Genomic DNA, 15,399 nt, shown 5'->3' with positions numbered 1-15,399 from the left:
CGCCTGAGGCGACAAGAACCGAGCGGACAAGAGCAACATGCCGAAACGGGCAATCTGGATTTGCGGCCTTTTCGCCGTCGAGATGGTGCTGATCATGCTGGCCTTTCAGGTGCTGGCCTCGGTCGAATGCCGCCTGACGCCGATCGAAGCCGCCTGCCGCGGTCTGCGCGGGGCGGTGGTGCGCGCCATGTGCCTCGCCGCGCTGATCGGCGTCTACCTCTGGGCCGCACCCTCGGCCCGCCACGGCTTCGCCCGCATGGCCCGCGGCCGCGATGGCGGCACGCCTTGGGTCCTGCTGCACGCCGCCGCCTTCGCCGCCGTTTTCGTTCCGCTCTTCGTCATCGCACCGCGCGACCTCAACGACCTGTTCGGCTATGTCTTCCCCGTCCTGACCGCCGGCGCGCTCACCGCCATGCTGGCAGGGCTCTTCTGGCTCGCCGCGCCCCGCGACTGGCAGCGATGGCTCCAGGGCCGCACCGGCACGCTTCTGGTCATCGCCGTGCTGGCCTTCCTTCTGCCCGACATCGCCGCGCTGCTGGGCCCGCTCTGGTACTGGAACATCCTGACCGAAACCACCTTCCAGGGCGTCGTGCTGCTGATGTCGCTCGTCGCCGACGACATGGTCATGGCGCCGCCCTTCCAGGTCATCGGCACGCCCGATTTCCTCGTCTCCGTCGCCGATTCCTGTTCGGGCATCGAAGGCTTCGCCCTGATCACCGCCTTCATGGGCATCTACGCCTGGCTCTTCCGCGACACGCTCCGCATGGGCCGTTTCTGGGGCGTGATCCTGCCCATTGCGCTGGCGCTGAGCTGGTTGCTCAACATCATCCGCATCACCCTGCTGATCCTGATCGGCGACCGCGTCTCGCCCACGCTGGCGCAGAACGGCTTCCACAGCTTCGCGGGCTGGCTCTTCTTCATGCTGCTGGCCTTCGGCGTGCTGGTCGCGGCCAGCCGCATCTCCTGGCTCCGCAAGGACACCGCCGTATCTGCCGCTCCGACGACCCCGCTTGCGCAGGACGACACGGCGGTCAAGCTCATCCCCTTCATTGTCTTCATGGTCTCCGGCGTCATCGCCCAGACCTTCTGGACCGCGCCGGAACTCGCCTACCCGGTGCAGGCGGCGCTGATGTTCGGCGCGCTCTGGTGGGGCAGGGCGGTGCTTGTGCGCTATGCCCAATGGCCCGACATGGTTTCCGTGCTGGCAGGCCTTGCCATCGGCATCGGCTGGCTCGCCATGGCGCCCGAGGCGGAAGCGACGTCAGAGGCGCTGATGGCGCTGCCGCTCTGGGCCTTCCTGCTCTGGGCCATGACGCGCATCGCCGGCACAGTGCTGTTCGTGCCGGTCATCGAAGAACTGTTTTTCCGGGGCTACCTGCAATCGCGGCTCGATATCGGCGGCTGGCCGGGCAAGGCGCTTGCCATTGTCGTGCCCACCGCCGCCTTCGCGGCGCTGCACGGCCGCTATCTCGAGGCCGGCATCGCCGGCGTCATCTTCGCGCTGCTGGTCCTGCGGCGCGGGCGGCTCGCTGACGCGATCGCCGCCCATGCCATTGCCAATGCGCTCATCGCCGCTGTCGCGGCGTGGCGTGGCGACTGGGGCCTGATCTGATCAGGCGCTGCGGCGGCGCTTGATTTCCCACGCCAGGATCAGCATCGCGCCCACGGCCGCCAGCGCCAGCGCGCCGCTCGACACGTCGATTTCCGGCGCCGGGGTCGTGTTGTTGTGGCCGCCCGAGCCGCCGCAATAGATCCCGTAGCGGCTGCAAAGATAGTCGCTCCAGCTCTGCGCCGACACCACCGCGGCGGTCGACAGGTACATCGTCGTCGCGGTCCCCACTGTCATCATGATGCGTTTCATGGTTCACCCTTCCTCGTGCTTTAACACTAATTAAACACTTTCATCCCGCCATGGTATTGCCACATTCCCGGCCGCCTGGGTGAGGTTTTTCTCCGATTGTGCGCCTTTCGCGAACAATGCTGCGCCTGCCGGAAATACTGTTCTCCCGAACGCCGTAAAGCGATGCGAAAAAAGGCAAAATTCAGGCACGGCCCCGGTCCGACCCGCCCGCCCGAAGGCATCCGATAAGTGATTCGCCTACTCGGCCGCCTTCAACGGCTTGCTGCCCCGCGCGCCCAGCACTTTGCGGAACGCATCGAGGCTGGGGCCGTCATCGCCCATGTCCCCCTCGAACCCGTCCCTGGCCTCGCGCTCGTCGCCCCAGATGATCTCCGGCGCCTTCAGACGCCGCGCCTCGCGGTTGAGAACCCAGTCCTGCGCCGCCCGGCTCGTCCGGCCCAGCGACAGCTTCGCCATCAGCCGCGCGAACCACGTGACATAGGTCGTCGTCCACACCCTCAGCGCCAGCATCGACGGCGTAAAGATCAGCGTCAGCACCGTCGCGATCCCCAGCCCGAAGACCACCGCGGTCGCCAGTTGCTTCCACCAAAGCGCCGTGGGGCTGTTCACCGTGTACCCCCCGCCAATGAAATCGAGGCTCAGCCCGAACATCATCGGCGCCAGCCCCGCCATCGTCGTGATCGTCGTCAGCAGCACCGGCCGGATCCGCGCCTCGGCCGTGCGCGTGATCGCCTCGATCCGCGGCATGTAACGGCTGAACTCCTGGTAGGTGTCGATCAGCACGATATTGTTGTTCACCACGATCCCGGCCAGCGCCACGATCCCCGTGCCCGTCATGATGATCGAGAAGGGCTGGTTCATCACCAGCATCCCGATCAGCACGCCCGTGGTCGACAGCACCACCGCCAGCAGCACCAGAACCGCGTTGTAGACGCTGTTGAACTGCGCCAGCAGGATGATGAACATCAGCCCCAGCGCCCCGAGGAACGCCTGCTGCAGGAAGGCCCCGGATTCCTCCTGGTCCTCCTGGTCGCCGGTCCATTCATACTCGACCCCGGCCGGCAGCACGCCGCTCTCCAGCCATTCGGTCAGCGTCGCGATCCGCTCGTTGGCGTTGACCGGCACCTCCTGGCTGTCGCCGCTCTCGTCGGTCACCGTCTTGGTCAGCCCTTCCTGCACCGCCGCCTTCACGTCGAAGAACCGCGTCTGGTCGACCCGGTCGATCTGCGCCAGCTTCTGCACCGGCTTGCGGGTGATGAAGTTCGACAGCGGCACCAGCCCGTCATCGGTACGCACCTTCAGCGTATCCAGCGTGCTCAGAACCCGGTCTTCCTCCGGAAGCCTGACCCGGATCTCGATCTCCTCGTCCGACGACGGCACCCGCATCGTGTCCAGCAGGATCCCCCGCGTCACGAGCTGCACCATCGCGCCCACGGTCGCCACGTCCGCCCCGTACCGGCCCGCCTTCTCGACATCCACGTCGATCTGCCAGTCGATGCCGGGCAGGGGCAGCGTGTCCTCCACCAGAGTCAGGCCCCGCGTCTCGTCGAACTTCTCCCGCGCTTCCTCGGTGAACGCCTTCAGCGTCTCCCAGTCATCGCCCTTGATCCTGAGATGCACCGGCTTGGCCGAGGCCGGGCCCTGTTCCAGCGACAGGATCTCGAACTGGATACCCGGTATCTCGCGCAGCGAGGCGGTCAGCTGATCGATCGTCAGGTCGCCATCGGCCGCCGGGTCCAGCACGGTACGCTGCACCTCGTAGCCGATGAAGGGGATGGTGAACCACGTCTCGGTCGTGGTCGGCCGGTCCTCCCACTTGACGATTTCGAACTGCACCTGCCCGATCGTATCGAGCGGCGGCTGCGCGCCGCCGGTGTTGTTGTTCAGCCCGCTTTCCCCGGCAAAGGCAAAGGCGCTCAGCACGTTGGGATGGGCAAGCACAACCTGCTCGGCCTCCTCGACCAGCGCACTTTTCTGCTCGATCGACAGGTTGCCGCGTGCCTTGACATAGGCGATGGCATTCTCCGGCTCGGATTCCACGAAGAACTCCGTGCCGTTGTTGTTGTTCATGTAATAAAGCAGCACCGAGCCCACGAAGACGAAGATCGCGCAGAAGGCCAGCAGCGGCGCCACCGGGTTGCCCGCGATTAGGTGGATGCACGAGCCGAACAGCGTCCGCCGATAGCCTGCCTTCACCTTGCCCTCGCGCCGGGGCATGACCTTGCCGCCGACCCAGCGCATCCCGTATTTCACCCGCCGGAACACCGCCATCAGCCCCAGCAGGATGGCCACCACCCCCGACACCCCGGTCGCGGCCAGGGCCACCACGCCAAGCAGAAGCACGAACACCGTCGCCAGCGTCGGCACGACCGAGCCCAGGATATTGCCGCCGTCCATCTGCCCGAACTGCGCGTTCACCATCCCCAGCAGCACCGGCGCCAGCGCACCCGCCGCCGCCACGGCCACTGCCGCGATCGGGAACAGCAGGATGTGCCACAGCCAGAACCCGTGCGCGATCTGCCGGATGCGGTTGTCGAACCACCGCTCGATCCGCCCCGTCACCCCGCCCATCACCGGCAGGTAGATCAACGCCACTAGCAACGAGGCCGACAGCACGAAGATCAGCGTCACCGGCAGCATCCCCATGAACTGCCCCGGCACACCCGGCCAGAAAAGCATGGGCAGAAAGGCGCACAAGGTCGTCGCGGTCGAACTCACCACCGGCCAGAACATCCGCTTGGCGGCGGCCACATAGGCATGCATCGGCCCTTCGCCCTCGGCGATGCGCTTGTCGGCGTACTCCACCACCACGATGGCGCCATCCACCAGCATCCCCACCGCCAGGATCAGCCCGAACATCACGATGTTCGACACCGACACGCCCATCACCGCCAGCAGCGCAAAGCACAACAGGAACGAGGTCGGAATGGCAAACCCCACCAGCAGGGCAGGGCGGATGCCAAGCGCGGCCAGCGTCACGATCATCACCAGCGCGATGGCCGTCAGCACCGAGCCTTCAAGCTGGCTGACCATCGACTCGATGATCCGCGACTGGTCGTTCGACGTGCCGACCTGCACGACGGCCCGCAACTGCTCGGGCCAGGTCTCTTCCGCCTCCGCCACCGTCTCGCGGATCAGCGCCGCGGTGTCGATGATGTTGAACCCCTTCCGCTTGACCACCTGAAGCGCGACGGTGTTCTCGCCGTTGAACCGCGCCGTGCCCACCCGGTCCTCGAAGGTCAGGTTGATCGTCGCCAGGTCCCCCAGTGTCACCACCCGGTCGCCATTGGTCTTCACCGGCAGGTCATAGATGTCCCGCGTCTCGTCGAACGAAGACGGGATCTTGACCGAGAACGCCCCTTCCGAGGTATCGACCTCGCCCGCCGCGATCAGCTGGTTGTTGTTCTGCACCACGTTGATCAGCTCGATCGCGGTGACGTTGTACGCCTCCAGCCGCAGCGGGTCGATCACCACCTCGACCATCTCGTCGCGGTTGCCCGCGATCCCGGCCTCCAGCACCGGCTCGAGGCCCTCCAGCCGGTCCTGCAGATCCTTGGCGAGATGCGCCATGGTCCGCTCGGGCACATCGCCCGACAGGTTCACGATGATGATCGGGAATTCCGAGAAGTTGATCTCGGAAATCGTGTACTTCTCGGCCCCGTCCGGAAACTCGGCCTCGGCCGCGTTCATGGAATCGCGCACGTCGGCCATGATCTTGGTTTTGTCCCAGCCGAACTCGAATTCCAGCGCCACCCCGGCGTAATTCTCCGCCGCGGTGCCTGTCATGGTCTTCAGCCCATCAAGGTCGGAAAGCTCGGTCTCCATCACCTTGACCAGAAGCTTCTCGCTGTCCTCGGCGGAAATGCCCGGGAACTGCACCGACACGAAGAGGGCAGGGATCTCGATATCCGGCTCGCCTTCCTTGGGCAGCCCGACATAGGCCATCGACCCGGCAAGGATCGACAGCACGATGAACGCCACGACCATCCGCGCCCGTGACGCGGCCCAATCGACGATACCCGTCATTGCCCGACCTCTCGGAACGTGGGCGCCACCTTGACGCCTTCGGTCACGTATTCCTGCCCAATCACGATCACGGCGGCCTCCTCGGGCAGCCCGCCCAGCCACGCGCCATTGGGCGTATCCCGCAGCAGGCTCACCGGCACGAAGGCCACGTTCCGGTCCTCGCCCACCGTGCGCACGCCCAGCGTGCCCTTGTCATTCAACGTCATCGCCGAGGTGGGCAGCAAATGCGCCGTCGTGCCCTCGGCGGCAATCTCGATCTCGGCCGTCTGCCCGTCCCGCAGGGTCAACTCGGGGTTCGGCACCCGGATATCCACCCGGAAGGTCCGCGTCGTCTCGTCCGCGGCGCGCGAGATGAACACCACCTCGCCCTCGACCGTCTCGCCCGAGGCCAGCTCCGCCGTGGCCTTCGCCCCCATCTCGACCCGGCTCACCGCCGTCTCCGGAACAAACCCCACCAGCATCATCGGATCGAGCCGGATCACCGTCGCGCACAGGCTGCCCGGCTGTAACAGGCTGCCCCGCTCGGCGCTGTCGCTCTCCAACAGGCCCGAGAAGGGCGCGATGATCTGCAACTGCCGGATTTCCCGCTTGGCCGACGCCACGGCGGCCTCCGCGCTCTGCACGCCTGCCTTGGCGGCCTCGATATTCGCGGCGACCGTATCCAGCCCCGATTCCGCGGCCCGCAGCCCGGCCCGCGCGCTCACGATCCCCGCCTCGGCGCCGCGCACGGCGGCCTCCGTCGCGGCCACCCGCGTCTGCGGCGCGTATCCATCCTCGCTCAGCCGGCTCGCGGCATTGGCGTTGATCTCCGCCTCGGCCAGCCGCGATTCCGCCTCCGTCACCCGCGCCTCGGCCTCTTCCACCCGTGCCTCGGCCTCGGGCTGCTTCGCCTGCGCCTCGGGCACCCGGGCCTTGGCCTCGGCCAGCCGCGCCTCGGCCTCGGCCAGCACCGACTCCCGCGTGCCCGGATCGAGCTCGCACAGAACGTCACCCTCTTCGACGAAATTGCCCTTGCGCAGCGGCTCCGACACCACCTGGCCCGAGGTCTCGGCCCGCAATTCCACCTGCCGGTCCGCCTCGGTCTGGCCGCGCACCACCACCGCCCGATCGATCGGCCGCGCCTTGGAATGCACCGCCACCACGCTCACACCGTCCGCAGGCTCGCCGTCCTCGACCTCCGCGTCGGCCGTGGCCTCCGCCCCTTCGGCCGCCTCGGTGGCCTGCTCGACCTCTTCCGCGGCCGGTTCCGGCAACAGGGCAAGCACCCGATCCCGCTCGAAGACGAACGCGTAGATGGCCGCAATCACCAGCAGGGCCGCCAGGATAGGAAACAGTCGCATATATCAACTTTCTGCACAGACCGGGCCCGAACGGACGTCACATGGGGCGCCGGGCCCATTTTGCAACGGCTCCTTAACCTGAACCAACCAGTTCAGTTTAAGGTTTTTGACGGCGAGGTTCAAGACGTACAAATCCGGGGCCGTCCGGCAACACCGCGCGCCTCTTGGCAGCGCCCGGCGCACACTGTAAGAGGGGGCGACCGGCCCGGACCACGAAGGGCACAGACACAACAGGCGCGAGGCAGCGTGAGCGACAGCGACAGTTTCATCAACGAGGTTTCCGAAGAGGTCCGCCGCGAGCGGCTTTACCGTTACGTCCGCCGCTACGGCTGGATCGCGATTCTCGCCGTGGTCCTGCTCGTCGGCGCCGCCGGCTGGTACGAATGGCAGAAGGCCCAGACACGGCAACAGGCCCAGGCCTTCGGCGACGCCATCCTCGCCGCCCTCAACGAACCGGAACGCGCCGCCCGGGCCGAGGCGCTCGCCGCCATCGACGCCCCCTCCGACGGCGGCCGCGCCGTCCTGGCGCTGCTCACCGCCGCGGAACAGGGCTCCGAGAACCCCGAAGCCGCCGCAGAGCGCCTCCTGACCATGGCCGACAGCCAGGGCGTGCCGATGGTCTACCGCCAACTCGCCACGCTCAAGGCCGTCACCATCCAGGACTCCGGCCTCAGCGTCGAAGACCGCCGCGCCCGGCTCGAGGCGCTGGCCGGCACCGGCGGCCTCGTCCGCCTGCTGGCCGAGGAACAACTGGCCCTGCTCGACCTCGAACAGGGCAACCGCGACGCCGCCCTTGAACGGCTTCAGCGGATCGTCGAAGATGCCGAGGCAACGGCAGGCTTGCGCCAACGCGCCGGGCAAGTGATTGTGGCTCTGGGTGAGGAGCCGGCCGCATAGGGCGGTCTTGATGTATATTAGCCGGGCCCGGCCCGGCGGCACGCACCAAAGACGGGGGCGAAAGCGTTGAAACGAACTGCGATTTCTCTTGGACTGGCGGGCATCGTCCTGCTGGCGGCCTGCGAAAAAAAAGAGGTCATCCTGACCGGCGAGCGCGAGAATATCGACGCCGTCCTGTCCGAGGGCAACGTCGAAACCACGCTGGCCTCGAACCAGGCGCCGGCCGCGGCCCCGCCGCTCAGCCTGCCGGCCACCCGCGCCAACACCGACTGGACCCAAAGCATCGCCAGCCCCGCGACCCGCACCGCGCACCCCGCGCTCGGCCCCACGCCCCGCCTGGCCTGGTCGGTCGATATCGGCGCCGGCGACGGCAAGCGCAATCGCATCAACGCCGATCCCGTGGTGGCCGGCGGCCGCATCTTCACCCTCGATTCGGAGGCCCGCGTCAGCGCCGTCTCCACCTCGGGCCAGCTCCTGTGGACCCGCGACCTCACCCCGCCCAACGATTCCGGCTCCGACGCCAGCGGCGGCGGGCTCGCCTACGGGGCAGGCAAGGTCTTCGTCTCCTCCGGTTTCGGCCTGATGACCGCGCTCGACGCCGCCACCGGTGCCGAGGTCTGGCAACAGGACCTGCGCACCACCGGCACTGGCAGCCCGACCGTCTATGACGGGCTGGTCTACCTCGTCTCGGGCGACGAGATCGGCTGGGCGCTCGACGCCAACAATGGCCGCATCAAGTGGCAACTGAGCGGCACGGCCGACCGCAACAATGTGCTTGGCGCGCCCGCACCGGCGATTTCCAGCAAGTACGCCGTCTTCGCCTTCGGATCGGGCCAGGTCCAGGGCGCCTTCCGCAAGGGCGGCCTGCGCCGCTGGGATGCCCAGGTTGCCGGGCGCCGCCTCGGTTTCGGCACCGGCAGCGTCACCGACATCACCACCGACCCGGTGATCGAGGGCAACACCGTCTATGTCGGCAGCCACGCCGGGCGCACCGTCGCGCTCGACATCGGCAACGGCGAACGGCTCTGGACGGCACCCGACGGCCCGCTCAACCCGGTCTGGCCGGCGGGCGACTCGATCTTCATGGTCTCCGATCGCAACGAGCTTCTGCGCCTCTCGGCCCGCGACGGCAGCCGCCTCTGGGCCCGCAAGCTGCCCTTCTTCACCAATGCCAAGCCCCGCCGCCAGAACGAGATCTACGCCCATCACGGCCCGATCATCGCCGGCGGACGGCTGATCATCGCCTCCAATGACGGGCTGATGCGCTTCTTCAACCCGCAGAACGGCCAGTCGCTGGGCTCCGTCGAGCTGCCGGGCGGCGCCACCACCGAACCGGTCGTCGCGGGCAGAACCCTCTACGTCGTCTCCACGCAGGGGCAATTGCTGGCTTTCCGTTGACCGCGGAATGCGTTAACAGGGCGGCTTGATCCGCTTTGGAGCATAGGTAAATGACGTTCTCCCTCGCCATCGTGGGCCGCCCGAACGTGGGCAAGTCCACGCTGTTCAACCGTTTCGTCGGCAAGCGTCTGGCGCTGGTCGACAATCAGCCCGGCGTCACCCGCGACCTGCGCGAGGGCGAGGGGCGGCTGGGCGACCTGCGCTTCACCGTGATCGACACCGCCGGGCTGGAAGAGGCCACCGACGCCTCGCTCGAAGGCCGGATGCGCAAGCTGACCGAGCGCGCGGTCGACATGGCCGATGTCTGCCTCTTCCTGATCGACGCCCGCACCGGGGTTACCCCCACCGACGAGCTTTTCGCCGACATCCTGCGCAAGCGCTGTGACCACGTGATCCTCGCCGCCAACAAGGCCGAAGGCTCCGCCGCCGATGCCGGCGTGATCGAGGCCTATTCGCTGGGCCTCGGCGAGCCCGTCCGCCTCTCCGCCGAACATGGCGAAGGCATGAACGACATCTACACGCACCTGATGCCCTTGGCCGATGCATTCGCCAAGCGCGCCGCGGCCGAGGCACCGGATACCGACATCACCCTCGACGAGGCCGAGACCGAGGCGGAAGAGGACGGCATCCGCCGCCCCACCGCCGAGCGTCCGCTTCAGGTCGCCGTGGTGGGCCGGCCCAATGCCGGAAAATCCACCCTTATCAACAAGATACTGGGCGAAGATCGCCTGCTCACCGGCCCCGAGGCCGGGATCACCCGCGATGCCATCTCGCTCAAGCTCGACTGGGAGGGCCTGCCGGTCCGCATCTTCGACACCGCGGGCATGCGCAAGAAGGCCCGCGTGCAGGACAAGCTCGAGAAGCTCTCGGTCTCCGACGGCCTGCGCGCGGTCAAGTTCGCCGAGGTGGTCGTCGTCCTGCTCGACGCGGCCATCCCCTTCGAACAGCAGGACCTTCGCATCGCCGACCTGGCCGAGCGCGAGGGCCGCGCCGTGGTCGTCGCCGTCAACAAGTGGGATATCGAGACCGAGAAGCAGCAGAAGCTCCGCGACCTGCGCGAGGCCTTCGACCGCCTCCTGCCGCAGCTTCGCGGCGCGCCGCTCGTCACCGTGTCCGCCAAGACGGGGCAGGGGCTCGACCGCCTCCGCGCCGCCGTCGAAAAGGCCCATGACGTCTGGAACCGCCGCGTCTCGACCGCCCGCCTCAACCGCTGGCTCACCGGCATGCTCGAGGCGCACCCGCCGCCCGCCCCCGGCGGCCGCCGCATCAGGCTGCGCTACATGACCCAGGCGAAAACCCGGCCGCCCGGCTTCGTCGTCATGTGCTCGCTGCCGGAAAAACTCCCCGAAAGCTACTCGCGCTACCTCATCAACGGGCTGCGCGACGATTTCGACATGCCCGGCACCCCCATCCGCCTGCACATGCGCTCGCAGGCCGACAAGAACCCCTACAAGGGCAAGAAGAAATCCACGCCCTCGCGCCTGCGCAAACACCTGAAAGACAAGTAAGGCCGGGCGGCTCAGGCCGTCCGCCAGCTCATCACGCCCAGCCCGACGATCCCGGCCACGGCCAGCCCCAGCACCGGCGCGTTCACCGGTGCCGCGTTGGCCACGGCCACGCCCAGCAGCGCCCAGATCACCGCCAGCCCGTATTCCGGCGTCCCCGGCCGCATCGCCAGCACCGCCGCGGCCAGCACCAGCGCCAGGACCAGGGCCCCCAGCGCCGCCACCTGCGCGCTCACCACGCCATACCCCGCCAGCACCAGCGCCAGCGCCACGCAGGACGCCGCGGTCAGCCACCCGGCATACACCGCCACCGGCGCCTGCAGCCAGAGCCGGTCGCTCCGCCCCGCCTGCATCAGCGCCGCCAGCGCCGTGCCCAGCATCACCCAGATCATCACCGTCGCCGCCACCGGCGACACCTGCGCCACCGGAAGCCACGCCGCCCCCACCGCAAGGCTCAGGAACAGCGGCCCCCGATGCGCCGCCCACCGCCCGTCATCGGCCCGCATAAGCAATCCGAACCCGGCCCCCGCGATCAACCACACATAGATCAGCAACCAGATCGAGAACGCCCACCCCGCAGGCTGCGCCGGCGGGTCGTCCTGCGGCACCGGGAACTGGTCCGCCTCGAACCCGTTGAAACCCGGCACCATCAGGGGCGACACGGCAAAGGCAATCGCGGCAGTCAGCACAAGTATGGCAAGCATTCTGGTCATGTCGGTAATACTGGGGCGATATCCCGCCGCTTCAACCGCGCTTCCCGATTTCCCATTCCACGCCCCTTGCCAAGTTATTAATCTGTTCCAAATAACAGTTAAGTGATCAGTGTAACGAATTGCGATCCTGTAGTTTTTGACGACCCGGGACAGACATGATGACTGATATACGCGAGTACACACGCCAATACGCGGTCAAGAGCGACGCGATGGGCGCGCTGAGCTTTTTCGCTTCCCTCGCCGCCTACGGCACGGCCCTTTCCATCGCCGCCATCCACGCCTCCACCCTCTGGATCTCCGTGCCGATGGTGGTGATCCTCGCCTTCGCCTCCGTCCGGCTCTACGTGCTCCAGCACGATTGCGGCCACCACTCGCTGTTCGAGACCAAGTGGATGAACGACGCGGCCGGCTACGTGCTCTCGATCTTCTCCCTCACGCCCTTCCGGGTGATGCAGTACAACCACAACCTGCATCACGCCTATCTCGGCAACCTCGAACACCGCGAGACGACCGAGGTCTACACCATGACCCTGCGCGAATGGGAGGAGGCCGGGTTCCTCACCCGCCTCTGGTACCGGCTCTACCGCAACCCGGCCATCATGCTGTCGCTGGGCGGGATCTACACCTATTTCATCGCCTACCGCTGGCCCCGCAACACACGCAAGGTCGGGGCAGGGGGCGTCATCGCCCACAACCTGATGCTCGCCACCTACGTGGTACTCGTCTACCTGGCCTTCGGGCTTCCGGGCCTCGTCGTGCTCGGCCTCAGCGCCGTCATCGCCGGCGTCATCGGCGTCTTCCTCGTCTACCTCCAGCACAATTTCGAGGAAACCTACTGGGACCGCAAACCGGACCTCGATTTCCGCAAGGCCACGCTGGTGGGCTCCAGCTCGCTCGATCTCGGCCACTGGTGGGATATCGGCACCGGCAACATCGCCTATCACGACCTGCACCATTTCAACCCGTCGATCCCCTCCTTCATGCTCCGCAGATGCCAGAACAACCTGCCCGACGAGTTGAAAAGCCACGACGTGATCCGCTGGCCCGAGGCGATCCGCTCCTTCCGGCTCAAGCTCTGGGACGAAGACGCCGAGCGCCTCGTGCCCTTCCCGAAGGAGCGCGCCCACAGCATGGCCGCGGCGGGCTGACGGGCCCGCCGGGATCAGCCGAAAGGCGCTCATGGCCGCAGACCGAACCCGAAGATTCCCGTTGCGAAAAAAGGGCTTTGTGGCAGATTCGCGGCGAAGGCGATTTTGCCTTCGATTCGGCGGCAGATGCCGCCTTGGAGAGACCCCTGAAATGATCACCCGTGCTCTGTGCCTTGCCGCCATCCTGGCGGTTTCCGCGGTTCAGGCCCACGCCGAAACCGCGGTGGAAGACGCCGACGGCAACGGCTCCTACTCGATGGACGAGATGACCGCAGCCTTCCCCGAGCTGACCGAAGACCAGTTCGTCGAGATCGATGCCGACGCCTCCGGCGAAGTGAGCGAGGAAGAGCTCGCCGCTGCCATGGAAGGCGGCGTGCTGGCCGAATAACCCCGGCCGCAAACCTATTTCTGACTGTCCCTTCTACTGCCCCGGTGGTCTCCCCAGCCTCCGGGGCTTTTTGATGGGCCGGGCAAAGCCCCATCAATGCTCCGTAGGCCGGGCTTCAGCCCGGCCCCACCGACACCACGAATGTTACGCCAACACCCCGTCCGCGCCCAACCGCGTCTTGCCGCGCAGGTACGGATGCAGCGCCTCCGGCAACTCGACCGAGCCGTCTTCCTGCTGCCCGTTCTCCAGCACCGCGATCAGGCACCGCCCCACCGCCAGCCCCGAGCCGTTCAGCGTATGCAGGAATTGCGGCTTGCCGCCATCCGCCGGCTTGAACCGCGCGTTCATCCGCCGCGCCTGGAAATCCCCGCAGACCGAGCAGGACGAGATCTCGCGATACAGGTTCTGCCCCGGCAGCCACACCTCGATATCATGCGTCCGCCGCGCGCCGAACCCCATGTCCCCCGTGCACAGCACGATCGTCCGGTAGGGCAGGCCCAGCCGTTCCAGGATCCCCTGCGCACAGCCCGTCATCCGGTCCAGCTCCTCGCGGCTCTTCTCGGGATGCGTCACGCTCACCATCTCGACCTTCTCGAACTGGTGCTGCCGCAGCATCCCGGCCGTGTCCTTGCCGGCGCTGCCGGCTTCCGAGCGGAAGCACTGCGTATGCGCCACGTAGCGCCGGGGCAGGGTGGCTTCCTCCACCGTCAACCCGTTGACGATATTGGTCAGCGTCACCTCCGCCGTCGGCACCAGCCACCAGCCATTCGTCGTCCGATAGCTGTCCTCGCCGAATTTCGGCAACTGACCGGTGCCATACATCATCTCGTCGCGCACCAGCACCGGCGTCCATGTCTCCGACAGGCCGTTCTCCTCGGTGTGCACGTCCAGCATGAACTGCGCCAGCGCCCGGTGAATGCGCGCCACGCCCCCCGACAGCACCACGAAGCGCGAGCCGCTGAGCTTCGCCGCCGTCTCGAAATCCATCCCCGGCTTCACGCCGTCGAGCTCGTAATGCTCCCTGGGCTGGAAGTTGAAACCCCGCGGCTCACCCCAGCGATGGATTTCCACATTGTCGGCCTCGTCCTCGCCGTCCGGCACATCCTCCATCGGCAGGTTGGGCAGCGACATCAGCAGGTCGGTCAGAGCGCCGTCCAGCTCCTTCGCCTCGGCCTGCATCGCCGCCACCTCGGCCTTCTTCTCGCCCACCAGCGCCCGCAGCCGCTCGAACTCGGCCTCGTCACCCTTGGCCTTCGCGGCGCCCACTTCCTTGCTGGCCCGGTTCTGCTCCGCCTGCGCCGTCTCCGCCGCCTGGATCCTTGCCCGGCGTGCCTCATCGGCCTTCAGGATCTCCGACGACGCATCCGACACCCCCCGACGGGCCATGGCGGCGTCGAACTGGGCAGGGTTTTCACGGATCGCGCGGATGTCGTGCATCGGACTGGTTCCTTGGATTGATTGAGTCGTGGGTCGGGTTATGCACCAGTTTGCCGCGGAGGTGTAGGGCGGGGTTTCGGCTCGCCCACATCCTCGACGCACGAAACGCGCCGGGCCCGACCCGGGGCCTCAGACAACGGGCGAGGTCCCGGCTCGGAGGCCGGGACGATCACAGCTCAAACCCACCCGCCCCGGGCCTGACCCGGGGCCTCTCACCACGCACCACCCCCGACTCAAACACCGACAAAATACCGACGTTATACCGACGCGATACCGACACCCGTTTCCCGCCTTGCAAATACCCGCCCCCGGACTTAGGTTCCCGCAAAATTTTACGCGGCCAAGGCCGCCTTCAACCGACAAGGAAAGCGCGCATGGAAGCCCTTGGCCAATTCGTCCCCCTCATCCTGATCTTCGCCATCATGTGGTTCCTGCTGATCCGGCCCCAGCAGAAAAAACTCAAGGAACACAAGGCGATGGTCGCCGCTCTTCGCCGTGGCGACCAGGTGGTCACGCAAGGCGGTCTGATCGGCAAGGTCGCCAAGGTCAAGGACGAGGACGAGATCGAGGTCGAGATCGCCCAGGGGGTCAAGGTGCGGGTTGTCAAATCGACCGTGGCACAGGTTCTCTCGAAGACCGAACCGGCCGAATCCTGACCCTGAGCTTCGACCTCTATCCTGTTGTAA

At 67.0% G+C, this 15,399-nt stretch carries 12 protein-coding genes; 7 read left to right on the top strand and 5 right to left on the bottom strand.

Annotated elements, in window-relative coordinates; translation table 11 throughout:
- Positions 1-37: 37 nt before the first annotated feature.
- Complete coding sequence (xrtE, locus tag RLN94_RS00830; RefSeq protein WP_350125011.1) at positions 38-1,612, top strand: exosortase E/protease, VPEID-CTERM system; 1,575 nt, start codon at positions 38-40, stop codon at positions 1,610-1,612.
- Here xrtE and RLN94_RS00825 read toward each other — a convergent pair whose 3' ends face one another.
- The 3 genes from RLN94_RS00825 to RLN94_RS00815 form a co-directional block, all read right to left on the bottom strand.
- Positions 1,613-1,861: a VPEID-CTERM sorting domain-containing protein gene (locus tag RLN94_RS00825; protein ID WP_350125008.1), complete on the bottom strand. Its 249-nt coding sequence runs from the start codon at positions 1,859-1,861 to the stop codon at positions 1,613-1,615.
- Between the two features lie 237 nt (positions 1,862-2,098).
- Positions 2,099-5,887 carry an efflux RND transporter permease subunit gene (locus RLN94_RS00820; RefSeq protein WP_350125005.1) on the bottom strand — a complete coding sequence of 1,263 codons (3,789 nt, stop codon included), beginning with the start codon at positions 5,885-5,887 and terminating at the stop codon, positions 2,099-2,101.
- Positions 5,884-7,227, bottom strand: coding sequence for an efflux RND transporter periplasmic adaptor subunit (locus RLN94_RS00815; RefSeq protein ID WP_350125002.1), 1,344 nt, complete (start codon positions 7,225-7,227; stop codon positions 5,884-5,886). The genes RLN94_RS00820 and RLN94_RS00815 overlap by 4 nt, the downstream gene beginning before the upstream one ends.
- 246 nt (positions 7,228-7,473) lie before the next feature.
- Between RLN94_RS00815 and RLN94_RS00810 the strand changes: the two genes are divergently transcribed.
- The 3 genes from RLN94_RS00810 (at position 7,474) to der (ending at position 11,030) form a co-directional block, all read left to right on the top strand.
- Complete coding sequence (locus RLN94_RS00810; protein ID WP_350124999.1) at positions 7,474-8,124, top strand: tetratricopeptide repeat protein; 651 nt, start codon at positions 7,474-7,476, stop codon at positions 8,122-8,124.
- Between the two features lie 66 nt (positions 8,125-8,190).
- Positions 8,191-9,522, top strand: coding sequence for a PQQ-like beta-propeller repeat protein (locus RLN94_RS00805; protein WP_350124996.1), 1,332 nt, complete (start codon positions 8,191-8,193; stop codon positions 9,520-9,522).
- Between the two features lie 50 nt (positions 9,523-9,572).
- On the top strand, positions 9,573-11,030 hold the full coding sequence (gene der, locus RLN94_RS00800) for a ribosome biogenesis GTPase Der (RefSeq protein WP_350124993.1): 1,458 nt from the start codon (positions 9,573-9,575) through the stop codon (positions 11,028-11,030).
- A gap of 11 nt (positions 11,031-11,041) precedes the next feature.
- Here the strand turns inward: der and RLN94_RS00795 are convergent, their stop codons facing one another.
- Positions 11,042-11,740 (bottom strand): TspO-related membrane protein, encoded by a 699-nt coding sequence (locus RLN94_RS00795; protein WP_350124990.1) that lies wholly within the window; start codon positions 11,738-11,740, stop codon positions 11,042-11,044.
- 155 nt (positions 11,741-11,895) lie between these two features.
- Between RLN94_RS00795 and RLN94_RS00790 the strand changes: the two genes are divergently transcribed.
- Positions 11,896-12,888, top strand: a complete 993-nt coding sequence (locus RLN94_RS00790; protein WP_502949413.1) for a fatty acid desaturase — start codon at positions 11,896-11,898, stop codon at positions 12,886-12,888.
- 151 nt (positions 12,889-13,039) lie between these two features.
- A complete protein-coding gene (locus tag RLN94_RS00785; RefSeq protein WP_350124984.1) occupies positions 13,040-13,276 on the top strand; it encodes an EF-hand domain-containing protein in 237 nt (78 codons plus the stop codon).
- Between the two features lie 144 nt (positions 13,277-13,420).
- Here the strand turns inward: RLN94_RS00785 and serS are convergent, their stop codons facing one another.
- The gene (gene serS / locus RLN94_RS00780; protein WP_350124981.1) at positions 13,421-14,713 is read right to left on the bottom strand and encodes a serine--tRNA ligase; all 1,293 of its coding nucleotides are present in this window, start codon (positions 14,711-14,713) and stop codon (positions 13,421-13,423) included.
- A 374-nt stretch (positions 14,714-15,087) separates the two neighbouring features.
- Here serS and yajC point away from each other — a divergent pair, with 374 nt between their 5' ends.
- On the top strand, positions 15,088-15,369 hold the full coding sequence (gene yajC / locus RLN94_RS00775) for a preprotein translocase subunit YajC (RefSeq protein WP_300892342.1): 282 nt from the start codon (positions 15,088-15,090) through the stop codon (positions 15,367-15,369).
- The last annotated feature ends 30 nt before the right edge of the window (positions 15,370-15,399 follow it).

Origin of the sequence: Roseovarius sp., assembly GCF_040223625.1 — a bacterium.
GTDB lineage: Bacteria > Pseudomonadota > Alphaproteobacteria > Rhodobacterales > Rhodobacteraceae > Roseovarius.
This window is presented reverse-complemented; position numbering and strand designations above follow the sequence as displayed.

Coding starts and splice junctions, on each gene's coding strand:
- xrtE (WP_350125011.1), top strand. CDS start 38: ATGCCGAAACGGGCAATCTGGATTTGCGGCCTTTTCGCCGTCGAGATG.
- RLN94_RS00825 (WP_350125008.1), bottom strand. CDS start 1,861: ATGAAACGCATCATGATGACAGTGGGGACCGCGACGACGATGTACCTG.
- RLN94_RS00820 (WP_350125005.1), bottom strand. CDS start 5,887: ATGACGGGTATCGTCGATTGGGCCGCGTCACGGGCGCGGATGGTCGTG.
- RLN94_RS00815 (WP_350125002.1), bottom strand. CDS start 7,227: ATGCGACTGTTTCCTATCCTGGCGGCCCTGCTGGTGATTGCGGCCATC.
- der (WP_350124993.1), top strand. CDS start 9,573: ATGACGTTCTCCCTCGCCATCGTGGGCCGCCCGAACGTGGGCAAGTCC.
- RLN94_RS00795 (WP_350124990.1), bottom strand. CDS start 11,740: ATGACCAGAATGCTTGCCATACTTGTGCTGACTGCCGCGATTGCCTTT.
- RLN94_RS00790 (WP_502949413.1), top strand. CDS start 11,896: ATGATGACTGATATACGCGAGTACACACGCCAATACGCGGTCAAGAGC.
- RLN94_RS00785 (WP_350124984.1), top strand. CDS start 13,040: ATGATCACCCGTGCTCTGTGCCTTGCCGCCATCCTGGCGGTTTCCGCG.
- serS (WP_350124981.1), bottom strand. CDS start 14,713: ATGCACGACATCCGCGCGATCCGTGAAAACCCTGCCCAGTTCGACGCC.
- yajC (WP_300892342.1), top strand. CDS start 15,088: ATGGAAGCCCTTGGCCAATTCGTCCCCCTCATCCTGATCTTCGCCATC.